Consider the following 15,372-nt stretch of genomic DNA (forward strand, 5'->3'; position numbering starts at 1 on the left):
CACCGGCCTATTCGCGCTCCGCTGCAGCGGGCGCGCTGATGCGCCAGCAGCGGTGCGGGGGTACCTGGCGTCGATAGTCCGCAGGGACTGTCTGCCCGGTGATCTCGCGGATTCGCCCTCCTGGCACCTCAAGGCGTTCCGGATGGAATTGGAAGCGCCGGCGGTTGGTGGAGAAATAGAGGACTCCACCCGGGGCGAGGAGCCGGTAGGCGGCATCGATCAGTGCCGGATGATCGCGCTGGATGTCCAATTCCCCGGCGCCGTCCCGGGATCGGGACACCGAGGGCGGATCCAAGAGGACGATATCGTACTGCCGGCCCTTCTGCCGCGTCTCGATGAGCCACTGACGGCAGTCGGCCCGGATGATCCGGTGGCCGGCGGGGTCGATGCCGTTGAGCTGCAGGTTATCCGCCAGCCAGCGCAGGTAGGGCCGCGAGAGGTCAATACTGGTGGTGCGCGCCCCCGCCAGCGCAGCGTGGACCGTCGCCGTGCCGGTATAGCAGAAGAGGTTGAGGAAGCGTCGTCCGCCGGCCTCCGCGGCGATCCGCCGGCGCAGGGGCCGGTGATCGAGGAATATCCCGGTGTCCAGGCGCTCACCGAGCTCTACGCGCAGCTGGGCCGCGCCTTCACGGACCACCAGCGAGATCGGCTCGGCGCCCTGGCGACCGTACTGGCTAGTACCGCGCCGGCGGCGACGGGTCTTCAGGATGACCGCCTCCGCCGGCACCTCGAAGACCTCGCGGACGGCGGCCAGTGCCTGCTCGCGACGGCGCGCCGCACGGCGCGGATTGATCTCTTCGGGGGGTGCATACTCGGCGATGTGGACGTAACGTCGATCGCTGTCTTCATTATCTTCGTAGAGATCGATGGCGAAGGCGTACTCGGGCAAATCGGCATCATAGACCCGATAGGCCCCAAGGTCCTCCCGCCGCGCCCATCGCCTGCGGTGCCGGAGGTTCTTGTGCAGGCGGTTGACCAAGGCCTGCGGCGGTGCCGCGGGGGGCGCCTCTTCGCGCGGGCGGGCGTCCGCGGCGATGGCGTAGATGCCCAGGCGTGCCGGCAGCCGCCCGTTGTGCAGGCGATAGATCCGCTCCGCGCGGAGCCCGAGCGCGGACAGCAGCCGGGCGTCGCCGGTAAAGACCGCCACTCGCCATCCGGGCAGGATGCGGCGGGCCCGATCACCGATGTCCATGTACAGGCCTTCGATGGGCCGGTTGGTCTCGAGCCGCCACCCCCATGGAGGGTTGGTCACCATCAGGCCCGGCGGCTGCGGTGGCGGTCGGTCGCGCCCCTCCCAGGCCTGCACCCTGAAATCGATGAGCTCGGAGACCCCGGCACGGGCCGCATTGGCGCGGGCGATGGCGACGGCGGCGGGATCGCTATCCGAGGCGAGCAGTCGGGGCGCCGAATCCCGGCCCGTTCGTGCCCGTTGCCGCGCCTGTGTCAACAGGCGCTCTTGTGCCTCCGCGTCGAAGCCAAGCCAGTGGCTTAGCGCGGGCCCCTCCCGTCGAATCAGGCCCGGGGCGATATCGGCTGCCATTAGCGCCGCCTCGATGGCGAGTGTGCCGGAACCGCAGAACGGATCCAGGAACGTGCCACCCTCCGCCGCGATCGCCGGCCACCCCGCACGAAGCAGCAGGGCCGCGGCCAGGTTCTCCTTAAGCGGCGCATCCCGGGCACTGCTTCGGTAGCCCCGTCGGTGCAGGCTGGTGCCGGAGAGGTCCACCGAAGCGGTGGCCCGTTGCGCCGCCAGGCGGATATTGCAGCGGATTTCCGGCTCGGCTGGCCGCGCCTCGGGGGGTGGTAGTCCAAGATCGGTGAACCGCGCGCGAATGGCATCTTTACTCAGGCGCGCGCTGTAGCGGCTGTCCCGGAGCACTGCGTTGTGGCCGACGAAATCCACCGCGAAGGGGATCCCCGTGGGCAGGTGACGCTCCCAGGGCAGCGCGCGCAATGACTCGAACAGCGCATCGGCGTTGGGCGCCGGGCCCTCGCCGATCGTCGCCAATAGCCGTGAGGCCAGCCGGGACCAAAGCAGTACCCGCTGCGCCGTCTCCGCATCGCCGTGCCATGCCACCCCCGCTCGGGTCGGCCGTGGCTCGTGCGCCCCCAGGGCGCTGAGCTCGCTGGTGAGCAACTCCTCGAGTTGGACGGGAACAGTGGCAAAAAAGGGGATATCATCTCTTTTCGTCATCGAATTCGCGGCATCTTCTGTTCCGAGACCGGCGGGCCCGGCTTTGCGGGTTGACGGATGCCCGTGGGGCGACTACTCGGTACACGGGACGCCCGTCGCGTCGCTCGCCGCCGGCCTCCGGTGGTTGGCATCAGGGCAGGAAATTGGTTAGCCTGAATTTGGGCGATAGTTTAATTGATAACGTCTATTGCGTTGAGGGGCAGCACGCAACGACGGGGCTATGTTGGATGATTGGAGTGCAGTGCCGCCGGCATCTTTGTGTGCTGACTCGCCTACAATGAATCCGAAGACAGACAAAGGGCGACAGACCGCATGACCGACAAGATAGTGGTCGAGGATCTCTACAAGGTCTTCGGCCCTGATCCGGAGGAAGGGTTACGCCTGCTGGACCAGGGCCTCGACAAGGATGAGATCTTCGAGAAGACCGGCAATACCGTCGGGGTTCAGGAGGCAAGCTTCTCCATCCAGGAGGGCGAGATCTTCGTCATCATGGGGCTGTCGGGTTCCGGCAAGTCCACCATGGTCCGGATGCTCAACCGCCTCATTGAGCCCACCGCCGGTAAGGTCTATGTCGACGGCCAAGATGTGACCGCCATGAAGAAGGCGGATCTCATCAACCTGCGCCGCCACGACATGAGCATGGTGTTCCAGTCCTTCGCGCTGATGCCGCACCGCACGGTGCTCCAGAACGCCGCCTTCGGCCTGGAGGTGGCTGGGGTGGAGCGCGCCGAGCGCGAGGAGAAGGCCATGAAGGCGCTCGAGCAGGTGGGCCTGAAGGCCAACGCCAACAGCTATCCCGATGAGCTCTCCGGTGGCATGCAGCAGCGCGTCGGCTTGGCGCGTGCGCTGGCGATCGGCGGGTCCATAATGCTTATGGACGAGGCCTTCTCGGCGTTGGACCCGCTGATCCGCACGGAGATGCAGGACGAGCTGCTGGCGCTGCAGCAGCACAGCAAGCGGACGGTGGTCTTCATCTCCCACGACCTGGACGAGGCCATGCGCATCGGCGACCGTATCGCCATCATGCAGGGTGGCGCCGTGGTGCAGGTGGGCACGCCGGAGGAGATCGTCTCCAATCCAGCGAATGACTACGTGCGTTCGTTCTTCTACGGCGTCGACGTGAGCCAGGTATTTACCGCCGGCGATATCGCCACCCGCAAGCAAGTGACGGTGTTCGAGCGCCCAGGGGTGAGCGTTCGTGCCGCCCTGGATCGGCTCCGCCAGCACGAGCGGGAGTTCGCCGTGGTGATCAGCCCGGAGCACAAGTACCAGGGCACGGTCAGCCTGGACTCCCTCAAGGCCCAGCTCGAGCACGATGGCGAGCCGAAGTACGCCGATGCCTACCTGCAGGAGGTCGAGGCGGTCGGGGACGACACGCCCCTGCACGAGGTGCTCGGCAAGGTGGCCGCCAGCCGCTGGCCGGTGCCGGTGGTGGATGAAAACGGCGTGTTCGTGGGCAGCATCTCCAAGACCGCCCTCCTGCAAACCCTCGACCGGACGGGGTAAACGGACATGGCACTGTTTGCGGAAGACTTCAGCCTGCCGATCGGCGATTACGTCGAGGCGGGCGTCGACTGGATCCAAGACAACCTGGCCGGCGTGCTGGACGGCATCGCGGGGGTGATCGGCTTCCTGGCCAACGGTTTGGAAGACATCCTGATGTTCGTCCCCCCCGAGCTGCTGGCGCTTGTCATCGTCGCCTTCTCCTTCTGGCGCGTGGGCTGGCGTTTCGGCGTGTTCGCCCTTGTGGCGATGCTGATCATCCTGGGCATGGATCTCTGGCGCGAGACCGTGCAGACGCTGTCCCTGGTGCTGGCCTCAAGCCTGGTGGCCCTGGTCATCGGGATTCCCCTTGGGATCGCCATGGCGAGGAGCGATATCGTCGAGCAGATCATCCGGCCGGTGCTCGATTTCATGCAGACCATGCCGGCCTTTGTCTACCTGATCCCGGCGGCGATCTTCTTCGGCCTCGGCACGGTACCCGGGACCATCGCCACGGTGATCTTCGCCATGCCGCCGGTGGTACGCCTGACCAACCTGGGCATCCGCCAGGTCAGCAAGGAGAAGGTGGAGGCCGGGCTCGCCTTCGGCTGTACGGATCGACAGCTGCTCCTGAAGGTGCAGATCCCGCTGGCCAAGCCCTCGATCATGGCGGGCATCAACCAAACCATCATGCTGGCCTTGTCCATGGTGGTCATCGCCTCCATGATTGGTGCAGGGGGGCTCGGCAATACCGTGCTCACCGGCATCCAGCGACTGAACGTCGGGCTCGGTTTCGAGGGGGGGCTGGGCGTAGTGATCCTCGCCATCCTGCTCGATCGCATCACCCAGAGCTTCGGTCAGGGCCGGAAATGATCACCCATCGTGGCGGGAAATGCGTTGCAGCGCCGTCCCGCCAAACAACGCAGTAACAATGACAGCAGAAGAGGAGAGCAAACATGCTCGGTAAGACCTCGAAGTTCCTCGCAACCACCGTACTGGGCCTCGGCCTTGCCACCGGCGCCCAGGCCCAATCCGATGATCCGGTGCGTATCGGCTGGACCGCCTGGTCCGATGCGGAGTTCGTCACCAAGCTCGCCGCCAATGTGATCGAGAATCGCCTCGGCCGGGACGTGGAGCTGGTGCAGACGGATATCGCCCCGCAGTACCAGGGTGTGGCCGAGGGCGACATCGATGTAATGCTCATGTCCTGGCAGCCCGGCACCCACTCCGACTACCTCGATCAGGTCAACAGCGACGGCGTCAAGGCGGTCAACTTGGGGCTGCTCTACGGCTATGCCCGGCTGGGCTGGGCGGTACCGGACTACATCCCCGAGGAGGAGGTCAGCTCCATCGAGGACCTCAAGAAGGACAGCGTTCGCGAGAACCTCGACGGCACCATCACGGGTATCGACCCGGGCGCCGGCCTGATGCGCCTGTCCAATGAAACCATCGAGGAGTATGGCCTGGACTATGACCTCCAGTCCTCCAGCGGTGCCGGCATGACGGCGGCCTTGGACCGCGCCATCAACCGCGACGAGTGGATCGTGGTCACCGCCTGGAGCCCGCACTGGATGTTCGGTGCCTATGATCTGCGCTATCTGGAGGATCCGGAGGGCACCCTCGGCAGCTATGAGCGCATCCATGCGTTCGCCAACGTGGGCTTCTACCAGGAGAACCCGGAGGTGGCGATGACGCTGTCCCGCATGCAGTTGCCGCTCGCCGACCTTGAGGCGGCGATGTTCAACGCCCAGGAGGGCTCCTACGAGGACGCCGTGGCGCAGTACATCGAGGATAATCCGGCCCGAGTCGAGTATTGGGTCACCGGCGAGCTCGACTAAGGCGCAGCGTCGAACGACCGGGACCGGCCTAGGCGCTGGTCGGTAAAAAAACCCCGCCCCCGGCGGGGTTTTTTTTGTAGCGCACGGTAGGCGCCAGGCTGGGGCGGGCAGTAGAATGCCGGCATTCATGGCGCCCACGACGGGCAAAGGAGAGTCGGGTCATGGTTACAGCGATCGTACTGCTCAACGCGGCCCGCGGGCGGGTCAATGAGGTCGCCGGCGAGCTGGCCGATATCGAGGGGATATCCGAGGTCTATTCGGTCGGTGGGCGTTATGATCTGGTGGTCATCATCCGTGTGCCGAGTAACGAGGCCCTGGCCGAGTTGGTCACCGAGCGGATGCAGACACTGACCGATATCGAGGAGACCGAGACACTGATCGCCTTCCGGGCCCAGAGTCGCCACGACCTGGAGAGCATGTTCAGCATCGGCCTGTAGTAAACGGGGGTCGAGGCGCATGTTGTTCGAACGGCTCAGGCAACCCGGCTGGCGGCACCGCGATGAGGCGGTGCGCCGGCGTTCCGTGGCGAAACTGGATGCGCGCGCCGACGCGGCGACCCTGGAGCGCCTGGCGCGGGAGGATCCCAGCGCCGGGGTGCGGGTCGCCGCGGTTCGCCGCCTGTGGGATCTCGGCCTGTTGGCCCGGGTGTTGGAGGACGATCCCGAGGCGCCGGTGCGCGAATGTGCACGCGCCCGCTACGGTCACCTGCTCACCGGCGGTGACGAGCTCCCCATCGGTGACCGGGAGGCGGCCATCGAGGCCTGCCAGGACGCCATGGTCCTCGCGCAGGTGGCGCGTGGCGCGCGCGAGGAGTCGCTGCGTCGGGCGGCGCTGGCCCGGGTCGATGATGCCGGGGTGCTGGCGGAGGCGGCCCTCCATGACCCGGTGGCCCGACTGCGCCAGGACGCCCTGGAGCGGGTGGGGGACGAGTCGTTGCTACGGGATATCGCTGAGCGCGGGCGCGGTCTCGATCGCCGAATCGCCAGGCTCGCCCGTGAGCGGCTGCAGCAGATCGAGGAAGGCCGGCAGCAGCGATGGCAAACCCGCCAGGAGCTCATCGGGCTCTGCGAGCGCCTGGAGGCCCTGGTTGACGATCCCGGCGGGCGGGCCGCGGTGGCGGAGGCCGAGCGCCAACGGATCGGCAATCGGCGTGAGGCCCTCGGCGACTGCGGTGACGCCGCGTTGGAGGAGCGCTTTCGTCGCGCCTGGGAGGCCTCGGGGGAGACCCAGGTCCGGATGCGGACGGCCCCCGCAGGAAACAATGAGCAGGCGCCCGATGGCCCGGCGGCCGCGGAAACGCCCGCCGCCGTGGTTTCGGAGCTGGAGCGGGCCGAGGAGCCGACGGTGGTGCTGATCAACCGGCTCGAACGCTCTCTCCAGGAGCATGGGGACGATACCCCCGAGCAGCGGGCGCGTCTGTGGCTGGAGGCGGGACGGCGCTACCTGGCGCTAGTGGAGCCCATCGCGACCGTAGAGGACGAGTTACACGCCCTCTCAGAGCTGGAGGAGCGGCTGGATTGGCCGTCCACGCTGCCCGTTCCCGCCCCGGTGGAACGGCTCCGCGAGGCGCTGGCACGCCATCGGGAGGCCGATGCGGCGGGTGCCCGCGAGGGTGACGAGGATCGACGGGACCTGCTGGATCGGCTGGACGCTGCCCTCACACGGGTGGAGGAGGCGCTGGATTCCGGCACGCTGCGGCGGGCACGGCGCGAGTTGCGCGGAATCAACAATATCGTGTCTGCGGTTCCGGGCTCGCTGGACCCGGAGCGGGAGCGGCGGCTGGCACGAGCACGTGCCGGGCTGGCGGAGCTCAGCGATTGGCGTCGCTTCGCCGTGCTTCCTAAACAGGAAGCGCTTTGTGAGCGCATGGAAGGCCTCGGCGAAGGGGATGGGCTGACCGCGGAGGCACGCCTGAGCCGCGTCCGGGAACTGTTCGCGGAGTGGCGCCAGACCGGGGGCTCCGATTCCGCGGAGAGTCGAGCGCTCTGGCAGCGCTTCCGCACGGCGGCGGAGAAGGCGCGTGGGAGTTGCGCGGAGTGGCTGGAGTCGCGGGAGCGTCAATGCCGGCACAATGCGGAGGAGCGCGAGCGGTTGGTGGCGCAGCTGGGCGGTTTCCTGGAAGGGACCGACCTCAGCACAGTGGCGCTGCCGGAGCTGGTACGCATCCGCCGCACGGCCCGCCGCGATTGGCAGGGTCTCGTGCCCGTCAAGGACCGGGAGATCCGGGATGTGAGCCGCCGCTTCGAAGCGCTTATGGACCAGCTCTCCGCCCATATCGACGAGCGCCGGCAGCGGCTGTACGAGGCGCGTCGCCAGCTGGTGGCGGAGGCGCGGGCGCTCACGGAGCATGACGACCCGGAGGAGGCGGCGGAGTCCGCAAAGGCCCTGCAGCGGCGCTGGAAGGCCACGGAAGCGACGGGCACCGGGCCCGAACGCCGGCTCTGGCGGGAGTTTCGTGGCGCCTGTGACCGGATCTTCGAGGCCCGCGACCGGGCGCGTGCCGAACGGAGAAAGGCCGCGGATGACGGCCTCGCCGAGGCCCGGGGCGTCCTCGCCGAGCTCGAGCGCCTGGGGTCGGCAGCCTCTGGAGAAAGCGACGATCCAGCTGATCTGGGGACCGCCCTGAGCACTCTGGAATCGCGCTGGGAGGCACTTACGCTGCCCGCGGGGCGGGCCGGCCAGGAGGTGGCCCGGCGTTACGAGGGCGCCCGGAAGGCGGTTCGCGACGAGCTGCACGCACGCCGTCGCCTCGCCGTGCTCGCCCGCGTGGAGGCGGCGCTTGCCGCGGACGCACCGGGCGATGCCCCGGAGGATCTCCCGGCGCCGTTGCGGGATGCGGTGCGTGCCCGTGGCGCCGACGCGACCCCGGTCCACGACGTGTCCACCCAACGGGATCTTTGTCTGCGTATGGAGATCCTGGCCGGGGTCGAATCCCCGGAGCCAGAGCGCCCCCGCCGGATGGAGCTACAGGTGGAACGCCTCGCCAACGGCCTCGGCGGTGAGACCCCGGAGGACCAGGGGTTGTGGTCGCTGCTCGCACGCTGGTATGCCCGGCCGGCGACCGACCCGGCCCTGGCGGAGCGTTTCCGCCGTGCCGCCGAGGCGGCGCTGCGCTCAGTCCCCTAGGGGCAGGCTGCTGAGCCGGTGCGCGCCGCGGTGCCAGCGCAGCACGCTGCCTTGATCGTACCAGTCACCGAGGACGATACGCTCCGCCGGATGACCGTCCAACTCCAGGCGGTGTATCGCCGGGCGATGGGTATGGCCATGGATGAGTGTGCTCACGCCCTGTTCGCGCATCAGTGCCGCCACCGCCTGCGGATTGACGTCCATGAGGGTGTCATCGAGCCGCTCGTTGCGTGCGCTACTCTGCTCACGGGCCTGGCGGGCGTAGGCCTCGCGCTCCGCCAGGGGACGGGCCAGGAATTCGTCTTGCCAGGCGGGGTCTCGTACCATCGCCCGGAAGCGCTGGTAGTCGTGGTCGTCGGTGCACAAGGCATCACCGTGGGCGAGGGCCACCGGCACGCCGTCGATACGGATGACGCTGGGATCGGGGAGCAGCTCGACGCCGGTGAGCTCGGCGAAGCGTTCCCCGAGGAGGAAGTCCCGGTTGCCGCGCATCACCCGAACCGGGACGCCGCGGCGGGTGAGGCCGTACAGGGCGCGCAGGGGCGGCTCGTCTCCGGAGATGGCGTCATCCCCGATCCAGGCCTCGAAGAGATCGCCGAGGATGTACAGCGCCCCCGCTGTCGTTGCCTCGGTGGCAAGGAACTCCGCGAACAGCCGAATGATGGCCGGCCGCTGCGGGTCGAGATGGAGGTCGGAGATGAACAGTAGTGGGGCGGCGTGACTGTCGTGGCCCGTCGGCGACATGGATACCTCGGTACTCTTCCCTTGTCTCGTCCCGCGCTGCTGGGTAATTTGGCAGCTGCGGCGGAAAACTTGGAGCGTGCTCGATGACGACCCCTACCACCGATCTCTGCGACGCCCACGAGGAGCGGCTGCGCATACTCACGCCGATCTTCATGGATTACGGCGGTCGGCGGAGTTTCTCCGGGCCCGTGGTCACCGTCAAGGCCTTCGAGGATAACTCACTGGTCCGTGAGACCCTCGCCGAGAACGGAGACGGCCGCGTGCTGGTGGTTGACGGTGGTGGCTCGCTGCGCTGCGCCCTGGTCGGTGATAACCTCGCCGCGCTCGCCCGAGACAATGGTTGGAGCGGCGTCGTTGTCTACGGCTGTATCCGAGATTCCGGGGAAATCCGCGAGCTCGACATCGGGGTCAAGGCCCTCAACGTGCATCCACGGCGCAGTGAAAAGCGCGGCGAAGGGGAACGGGACGTGCCGGTGACCTTCGCCGGTGTCACCATCGCGCCGGGGGACTGGCTCTACGCCGACGAGGACGGGGTGGTGGTGGCCGACGAGGCCCTCGACTAGACCTCCCCGGGGGGCTATACACTGGAAATCCGCCCATTACTGCGCTGGAGGGAACCCCATGCGTCGTCCGGTTGAAACCATACTCCGCGGCAGGCCCGCCCAACTGCATGCCCTGGGGCCTCAGGCGTCGGTGGGTGAGGCGGTGCGATTGATGAACCAGCACAATATCGGCGCGGTTCTGGTGCTCGATGGCGATCAGCAGCTGCTCGGCATCTTCACCGAGCGGGACGTCCTGCGCCGGGTCATCGAGCAACGCCTCGATTACGACGCCACCCCTGTCGAAGAGGTGATGACACGAAAGGTCTTCGTGATCCCCCCGCAGACCCCTATCGAGGATGCCCTGGCCCTCGTGGACAAGCACAACTGCCGCCATCTCCCGGTCATGGACGGGGATCGCCTGCACGGCATGATCTCCATCCGTGACCTCACCGCGGCGGTGGTGGCGGATCGGGAGAGCGAGATCCGGGAGCTCACCAGCTATATTGCCGGCAGCTACTGATGAGCGCCAATGGTGGCGAGGGGGTGCGCCTGGACAAGTGGCTTTGGGCGGCGCGCTTCTTCAAGACCCGGCGACTCGCTACTGAGGCCATCAAGGGTGGCAAGGTGGAGGTGGATGGCCAGCGGGCGAAGCCGGCCCGTGAGGTGCATGCCGGCCAGACCGTGCACGTGACCAAGGGGGCCTATGCCTTCGAGGTGGTGGTGGAGGGGGTCTCCGGACAGCGGGGGCCGGCGTCGCAGGCCCAGGCGCTGTATACCGAAACCGCCGAGAGCGTTGAAAGGCGGGAGGCGATCCGACAGGAACGGCGTGCCGCGGAGGCGGCCATACCCCGGGTGGATCACCGGCCTGACCGGCGTGACCGTCGCGAGCTCGCCCGGTTCAAACGGGGCCGGGGTTGACGGCGGGCGGCGCCGGACCGCCCGCCACGCGGTGTCATCGGCGCAGGGGCGTGAAATCCTCGCGCTCGGCGAGGAAGGCCGGACGTGGACGGCGCGCCGCAAACGGCGCCTGCGGCGTATTGCGCACGCTGTTGTAGACGAAGAAGACATTGCTCCGCGGGTCCGGCGACATGTTCGCGTTCGAGGCATGGAGGACATTGCACTCGAAGATCAGCAGTGAGCCGGCCGGCCCGGTGGCGGCGTCGATCCCGCGTTCGCCAGCCAGGCGCCGAAGGGCATCCTCGTCCGGCACCCCGAACTCCTGGGCCTTCAGTGAGCTCTTGTAGTGGTCCTCCGGCGTGGCGCCGACGCAGGGGACGAAATCCTTGTGCGAGCCAGGGATGAGCATCAGCGGCCCGTTGAATGCGTGGTTGTCGGTGAGGATGATCGAGCAGCTCACCGCACGCATCCGCGGCATGCCGTCCTCGGCGTGCCAGGTCTCGAAGTCCGAGTGCCAGTTGAAGCCCTTGCCCCGGAAACCCGGCTTGTAGTTGATCCGGGACTGGTGGATGTAGACGTCGCTGGCGAGCAGCTGACGCACCCGATCGAGGAGGCGCGGATCCCGGGCGAGGCCACGGAAGTGCGCCGAGACGGATGGCTTGTGGATCTGGAATACCGAGCGCACCTCATCACTCTCGGGCTCGCGGATCATGCCCTCCCAGTCGCGCAGCTCCGGGGTCGCCTCGAGCCGGCGGAGCTCCTCGCGGAAGGAGGCCACTTCCTCCGGCGAGAAGAACCCCTCGAAGAACAGGTAACCGTCGCGCTCGAAGGCCTCGACGTCGGCCTCGCTGAGGGGCCCTTCCCAGCGCCGGTCACCGTCGGTGTGGATCACCGGATCCAACCGCGGGATGGTCTCCAGACGATGTTCCGTGCGGGTGGGGTACAGGTCCTTGCTATTGAGCATAGACACACCTCCCTGAGTCAGAGCTTCACGGTTAACGCCCGCCAAGCGCCCAGGGAGTGGTTGCCGTATTGATTGTCGCCCCAGGCGACTTGGCCCGAATTGTCGATACAAATTGTAGGCACGCCCATGCGGGGCACCGATGGCGGACCACCGGAAAGTCAGGCGTGCTTGGAGTGGCCTGAGGCCGGGTGCCGGAGGGCCGGGGAGGGCCCCGGCACCCGCTGAATAAGCTAAGGGCTGTGCCCGGGGAGGTCAACCCGGGCACGGGATCCCCGGCTGCCGTCAGTCGTCGTCGGTGACGAGGGTATACGCGCCGTCCTCATCATGGACCTCGCGGCCGGTGACCGGCGGATTGAACCCGCAGATCAACCGCATGTCCTCGGTGCCACCCCGCAGGATGTGGCGATCATGCTTGTCCAGCGCATAGAGCACGCCGTCGTAGATCTCATGGACCTCACCGGTGGCCAGGTCTTCGATGGAGCCGTTGCCGGCGACGCAGTACACCGCCTCCAGGTGATGCTTGTACCAAAAGGTGAACTCGCTGCCCGCCGGGATGATGGTCTCGTGGAACGAGAACCCCATACCGTCCTTCTTGAGCAGCAGCCGCCGGCTGACCCAGCCGCCAGGTCCCTCGACTTCCCGCTCGGTGCCCACGATGTCCTGCAGTCTGACGATCTTCATCGATCTCTCTCCCGTAACTCCAAAGAGAAAGGGGCGGTGATTGCCGCCCCTCTCGGCCGGACCTCGCAGAGGCCCGGTTCGTTCGACCGAATGCAACGGTGCGTAAATTATTGAGCGCCGCAGGCGCTCATGCAATACCGCGTTCGGCGAGCGCCTCGCCCATGGCCTGCTCTATGATCGCGAGGCCCTTGTCGAGGTCTTCCTCCTCGATGGTCAGCGGCGGCAGGAGCTTGAGCACCTCGTCATTGGGCCCGGCGGTCTCGATGATCAGCCGATGGGCGAACGAGCGTTGGGAAATCGCGCCGGCGAGTTCCTGATCCTCGAACTCCACGCCTTGCATCATCCCGCGACCGCGGACCTCGCCCTTGGCCTCGGGGTGGCGTTGCACCAAGTCCTCGAGCCAGGCGCGGATCTTCTCGCCCTTGCGCCGCGTTTCGCGGGCGAAGGCATCATCGCGCCAGAACAGCTCCAGGGCGCGCCGGGCCGTAACCAGGGCCGGGTTGAAGCCACGGAAGGTGCCGTTGTGCTCACCGGGCTCCCAGATGTCGAACTCCGGCTTGACCAACACGATGGACAACGGCAACCCATAACCAGCCAGGGACTTGGAGACGGTAATCACGTCCGGGTCCAGGTCAAAGTCCTCGAAGGAGAAGTAGGCGCCGGTGCGGCCGTTTCCGGTCTGAATGTCGTCGATGATGAACAGCATGTCGTGCTGCCGGCACAGGGCCTGGAGCTTGCGCAGCCATTCGCCGCTGGCCACGCGCACCCCGCCCTCGGCCTGCACCGTCTCCACGATCACGCCGGCCGGGATGCCCACACCGCTGCCGCCGTCGGCGAGCATCTTCTCGAAGTAATCGATGGTGTCGAATTCATCGCCAAAGTAGCTGTCGTAGGGCATCGATGCGGTGTTGGACAGCGGCACGCCGGCGCCGTCGCGCTTGAACTGATTGCCGGTGACCGACAACGAGCCCAGTGTCATCCCGTGGAAGGCGTTGGTGAAGGCGACAAAGCCCTCCCGCTGCTTGGCCTTGCGGGCAATCTTCAGCGCGCTCTCCACGGCGTTGGTGCCGGTGGGGCCGGGGATCTGGATGCGGTGATTCATCCCGCGGGGGGCAAGGATGATGTCGTAATACGCCTGCAGAAACTCGGCGCGGGCCACGCTCGCCATGTCCAGGCTGTGGGTGATGTTGTCCCCCTCGAGATAGTCGATCAGTGCCTTCTTCAGCTCCGGATGGTTGTGTCCGTAGTTCATGACACTCGCCCCCGCAAAGAAGTCCAGGTAAGCGGTGCCGTCGGTGTTGTAGAGATACGAGCCGCGAGCCTTTTCGAAGACCGTGGGGAAGCTGCGCACGTAACTGCGCACCTCCGACTCGTAGCGGTTGATAGCCTCCATGAACTCCATGGTGGTGTTCCTCGCTGGGTTCCGTGGGTGGATTCGGTGTGGGCAAGGTGTCGGTGTGACGCCTGCCGCCGGATCGTTCGCGCCCGGGACCCGATGGCCCGGTTTCGTCGCGGAGGGCCGTCGGTGGGGCAACGGATGCGGTGACAGGCTCACGGCCTACCCGAAGCGGCCCTCGTGAATGCGCTGTGCCCGGAAAGGCTGGGGGGGGATACAGGGATACCGGATCAACGGATTGCTTCTCCGTCATTCGGGTTGGCCTATTATTAATGCATTACTCGATAGGCGGCGTCAAGATCGGTGCTGGCACCTCACGGTGTTCCTAAAGGGGAGGAAGCCCTGTCAGCGCCGAGGGCAGCGATGGCGCCCTCCATCAGCGGGCACCATCGTCATGCGGAGCCTTCACGGGTCCGCGGGTCGAGTGTATCAATCGATGAATCGGGCCGGCTCGAGGGCCCGTCGATCGACGGACATGGAGAAGATATCCGGCCTAGCGTAGTGGCCGCAGACATCCAGCGAACGTCGAGCTCGGCGGGAAGCTTCCACGTCGATCTCCGCGTACACAATGCCCTTCTCCCGATGCAGTGGCCCCGCCGTTATAGCGCCGGACGGCGCCACGACGACCGCGTCACCGGAGTTTATCCATTCCTCCGGCTCGAAGTAGGTATCCCGTTGCGGGAAATCCGCCGGTATGTCGCTTCCCTGAAGGGCGGTGGCCAGCGCTATGACCCAGCAACCGCCTTCCCTGGCGATATGCCGTGAGGTGGCGAGGCAAACTTCGCCGTTGTCCCATGTCGGTATGACCAGGACCTCCAGACCCTGGGCATACAGGGCATAGCGGGCCAGCGGCATGTAGCTCTCCCAGCAGATGAGGCAGCCGAGGCGCCCCGCCGGCGTGTCAACCGCCCTCAGTCCCGTCGCGTCTCCTGGGCCCCAGACCATGCGCTCCGGGTTGGTCGGTATGAGCTTCCGGTGGCGGTTTACTACCGCCCCATCCGGGCCAATCACGACCACCGTGTTGAACAGGGTCGTGCCGCTGAAGCGGCTGTCGATCTCGTTGATACCGACGACGACGGTCACCCCATGCTCGGCCGCGGCATCCTGCAGGGGGTGGAGGTCATCGCCGGTCAGGTCCACCGCATTGTCGCGCAGTATTGCGTGGATCTCGCCGGACAGTGCCATGTCGCCCCCCGGCCGTAGCCGCCAGATCCAGGTCGGATAGCCGGGGATATACGCCTCGGGGAAAACGAGAAGTGATGCGCCGCCTTGTACCGCCTCGCGGATCAGTCCCACTGCCTTCGCAATGGTCTGTTCCCGGTCGAGCAGCACCGGGGGCGTCTGAATCGCTGCAACCATCGTGGTCATTTTCTGTGCTTCCCTGACAGGATTGAAGCTATTGAGCGCTTAACGTCGCATGTGCTGAGGATCGAAAAGGGAAGCGCTCGGTGCGGCGGTCGCGAGGGCGGTGCAGGGTACTCCCTGCGGCGGTCGTCGATGTCGAGTGG

General features: G+C 66.8%; 14 protein-coding genes. 8 read left to right on the plus strand and 6 right to left on the minus strand.

Annotation, left to right across the window (positions count from 1 at the left end):
• Positions 1–7: 7 nt before the first annotated feature.
• A complete protein-coding gene (gene rlmKL / locus ACQ754_RS01855) occupies positions 8–2,194 on the minus strand; it encodes a bifunctional 23S rRNA (guanine(2069)-N(7))-methyltransferase RlmK/23S rRNA (guanine(2445)-N(2))-methyltransferase RlmL (RefSeq protein WP_440995280.1) in 2,187 nt (728 codons plus the stop codon).
• Between the two features lie 312 nt (positions 2,195–2,506).
• Here rlmKL and proV point away from each other — a divergent pair, with 312 nt between their 5' ends.
• From proV to ACQ754_RS01880, 5 genes are all read left to right on the plus strand, one after another.
• Positions 2,507–3,700: a glycine betaine/L-proline ABC transporter ATP-binding protein ProV gene (proV, locus tag ACQ754_RS01860; RefSeq protein WP_440995281.1), complete on the plus strand. Its 1,194-nt coding sequence runs from the start codon at positions 2,507–2,509 to the stop codon at positions 3,698–3,700.
• 6 nt (positions 3,701–3,706) lie between these two features.
• A complete protein-coding gene (locus tag ACQ754_RS01865) occupies positions 3,707–4,549 on the plus strand; it encodes an ABC transporter permease (RefSeq protein ID WP_440995282.1) in 843 nt (280 codons plus the stop codon).
• 83 nt (positions 4,550–4,632) lie between these two features.
• Entirely contained in the window at positions 4,633–5,514 is an 882-nt protein-coding gene (locus tag ACQ754_RS01870) for a glycine betaine ABC transporter substrate-binding protein (protein ID WP_440995283.1), read from the plus strand.
• Between the two features lie 161 nt (positions 5,515–5,675).
• Positions 5,676–5,951, plus strand: a complete 276-nt coding sequence (locus tag ACQ754_RS01875) for an Lrp/AsnC family transcriptional regulator (RefSeq protein ID WP_440995284.1) — start codon at positions 5,676–5,678, stop codon at positions 5,949–5,951.
• A gap of 19 nt (positions 5,952–5,970) precedes the next feature.
• Entirely contained in the window at positions 5,971–8,640 is a 2,670-nt protein-coding gene (locus ACQ754_RS01880; protein ID WP_440995285.1) for a DUF349 domain-containing protein, read from the plus strand.
• On the opposite strand, the gene ACQ754_RS01885 is transcribed toward ACQ754_RS01880, so the two are convergent.
• Positions 8,629–9,384 carry a UDP-2,3-diacylglucosamine diphosphatase gene (locus tag ACQ754_RS01885; protein ID WP_440995286.1) on the minus strand — a complete coding sequence of 252 codons (756 nt, stop codon included), beginning with the start codon at positions 9,382–9,384 and terminating at the stop codon, positions 8,629–8,631. The two genes, ACQ754_RS01880 and ACQ754_RS01885, sit on opposite strands and share 12 nt — an antisense overlap.
• Before the next feature lie 83 nt (positions 9,385–9,467).
• Between ACQ754_RS01885 and rraA the strand changes: the two genes are divergently transcribed.
• The 3 genes from rraA to ACQ754_RS01900 are packed head-to-tail and all read left to right on the plus strand — an operon-like array spanning position 9,468 to position 10,844.
• Complete coding sequence (rraA, locus tag ACQ754_RS01890; protein ID WP_440995287.1) at positions 9,468–9,947, plus strand: ribonuclease E activity regulator RraA; 480 nt, start codon at positions 9,468–9,470, stop codon at positions 9,945–9,947.
• A 58-nt stretch (positions 9,948–10,005) separates the two neighbouring features.
• Positions 10,006–10,446 carry a CBS domain-containing protein gene (locus ACQ754_RS01895; protein ID WP_440995288.1) on the plus strand — a complete coding sequence of 147 codons (441 nt, stop codon included), beginning with the start codon at positions 10,006–10,008 and terminating at the stop codon, positions 10,444–10,446.
• Complete coding sequence (locus ACQ754_RS01900) at positions 10,446–10,844, plus strand: RNA-binding S4 domain-containing protein (RefSeq protein WP_440995289.1); 399 nt, start codon at positions 10,446–10,448, stop codon at positions 10,842–10,844. Before ACQ754_RS01895 ends, ACQ754_RS01900 begins: the two co-directional genes overlap by 1 nt.
• Positions 10,845–10,878: 34 nt before the next feature.
• Here the strand turns inward: ACQ754_RS01900 and thpD are convergent, their stop codons facing one another.
• The 4 genes from thpD to ACQ754_RS01920 form a co-directional block, all read right to left on the minus strand.
• Complete coding sequence (gene thpD, locus ACQ754_RS01905; RefSeq protein WP_440995290.1) at positions 10,879–11,787, minus strand: ectoine hydroxylase; 909 nt, start codon at positions 11,785–11,787, stop codon at positions 10,879–10,881.
• A gap of 282 nt (positions 11,788–12,069) precedes the next feature.
• Positions 12,070–12,468 carry an ectoine synthase gene (locus ACQ754_RS01910; protein WP_440995291.1) on the minus strand — a complete coding sequence of 133 codons (399 nt, stop codon included), beginning with the start codon at positions 12,466–12,468 and terminating at the stop codon, positions 12,070–12,072.
• Positions 12,469–12,595: 127 nt separating this feature from the next.
• Positions 12,596–13,870: a diaminobutyrate--2-oxoglutarate transaminase gene (gene ectB / locus ACQ754_RS01915; protein WP_440995292.1), complete on the minus strand. Its 1,275-nt coding sequence runs from the start codon at positions 13,868–13,870 to the stop codon at positions 12,596–12,598.
• A gap of 423 nt (positions 13,871–14,293) precedes the next feature.
• Positions 14,294–15,232 carry a carbon-nitrogen hydrolase family protein gene (locus ACQ754_RS01920; RefSeq protein ID WP_440995293.1) on the minus strand — a complete coding sequence of 313 codons (939 nt, stop codon included), beginning with the start codon at positions 15,230–15,232 and terminating at the stop codon, positions 14,294–14,296.
• Positions 15,233–15,372 lie beyond the last annotated feature (140 nt).

The organism is Arhodomonas sp. SL1 (genome assembly GCF_052060015.1).
Taxonomy (GTDB): Bacteria; Pseudomonadota; Gammaproteobacteria; order Nitrococcales; family Nitrococcaceae; genus Arhodomonas.

Bases quoted from the DNA above. Each gene is read 5' to 3' on its own strand.
- rlmKL (WP_440995280.1), bottom strand. From the start codon at position 2,194: ATGACGAAAAGAGATGATATCCCCTTTTTTGCCACTGTTCCCGTCCAA.
- proV (WP_440995281.1), top strand. From the start codon at position 2,507: ATGACCGACAAGATAGTGGTCGAGGATCTCTACAAGGTCTTCGGCCCT.
- ACQ754_RS01865 (WP_440995282.1), top strand. From the start codon at position 3,707: ATGGCACTGTTTGCGGAAGACTTCAGCCTGCCGATCGGCGATTACGTC.
- ACQ754_RS01870 (WP_440995283.1), top strand. From the start codon at position 4,633: ATGCTCGGTAAGACCTCGAAGTTCCTCGCAACCACCGTACTGGGCCTC.
- ACQ754_RS01875 (WP_440995284.1), top strand. From the start codon at position 5,676: ATGGTTACAGCGATCGTACTGCTCAACGCGGCCCGCGGGCGGGTCAAT.
- ACQ754_RS01880 (WP_440995285.1), top strand. From the start codon at position 5,971: ATGTTGTTCGAACGGCTCAGGCAACCCGGCTGGCGGCACCGCGATGAG.
- ACQ754_RS01885 (WP_440995286.1), bottom strand. From the start codon at position 9,384: ATGTCGCCGACGGGCCACGACAGTCACGCCGCCCCACTACTGTTCATC.
- rraA (WP_440995287.1), top strand. From the start codon at position 9,468: ATGACGACCCCTACCACCGATCTCTGCGACGCCCACGAGGAGCGGCTG.
- ACQ754_RS01895 (WP_440995288.1), top strand. From the start codon at position 10,006: ATGCGTCGTCCGGTTGAAACCATACTCCGCGGCAGGCCCGCCCAACTG.
- ACQ754_RS01900 (WP_440995289.1), top strand. From the start codon at position 10,446: ATGAGCGCCAATGGTGGCGAGGGGGTGCGCCTGGACAAGTGGCTTTGG.
- thpD (WP_440995290.1), bottom strand. From the start codon at position 11,787: ATGCTCAATAGCAAGGACCTGTACCCCACCCGCACGGAACATCGTCTG.
- ACQ754_RS01910 (WP_440995291.1), bottom strand. From the start codon at position 12,468: ATGAAGATCGTCAGACTGCAGGACATCGTGGGCACCGAGCGGGAAGTC.
- ectB (WP_440995292.1), bottom strand. From the start codon at position 13,870: ATGGAGTTCATGGAGGCTATCAACCGCTACGAGTCGGAGGTGCGCAGT.
- ACQ754_RS01920 (WP_440995293.1), bottom strand. From the start codon at position 15,232: ATGACCACGATGGTTGCAGCGATTCAGACGCCCCCGGTGCTGCTCGAC.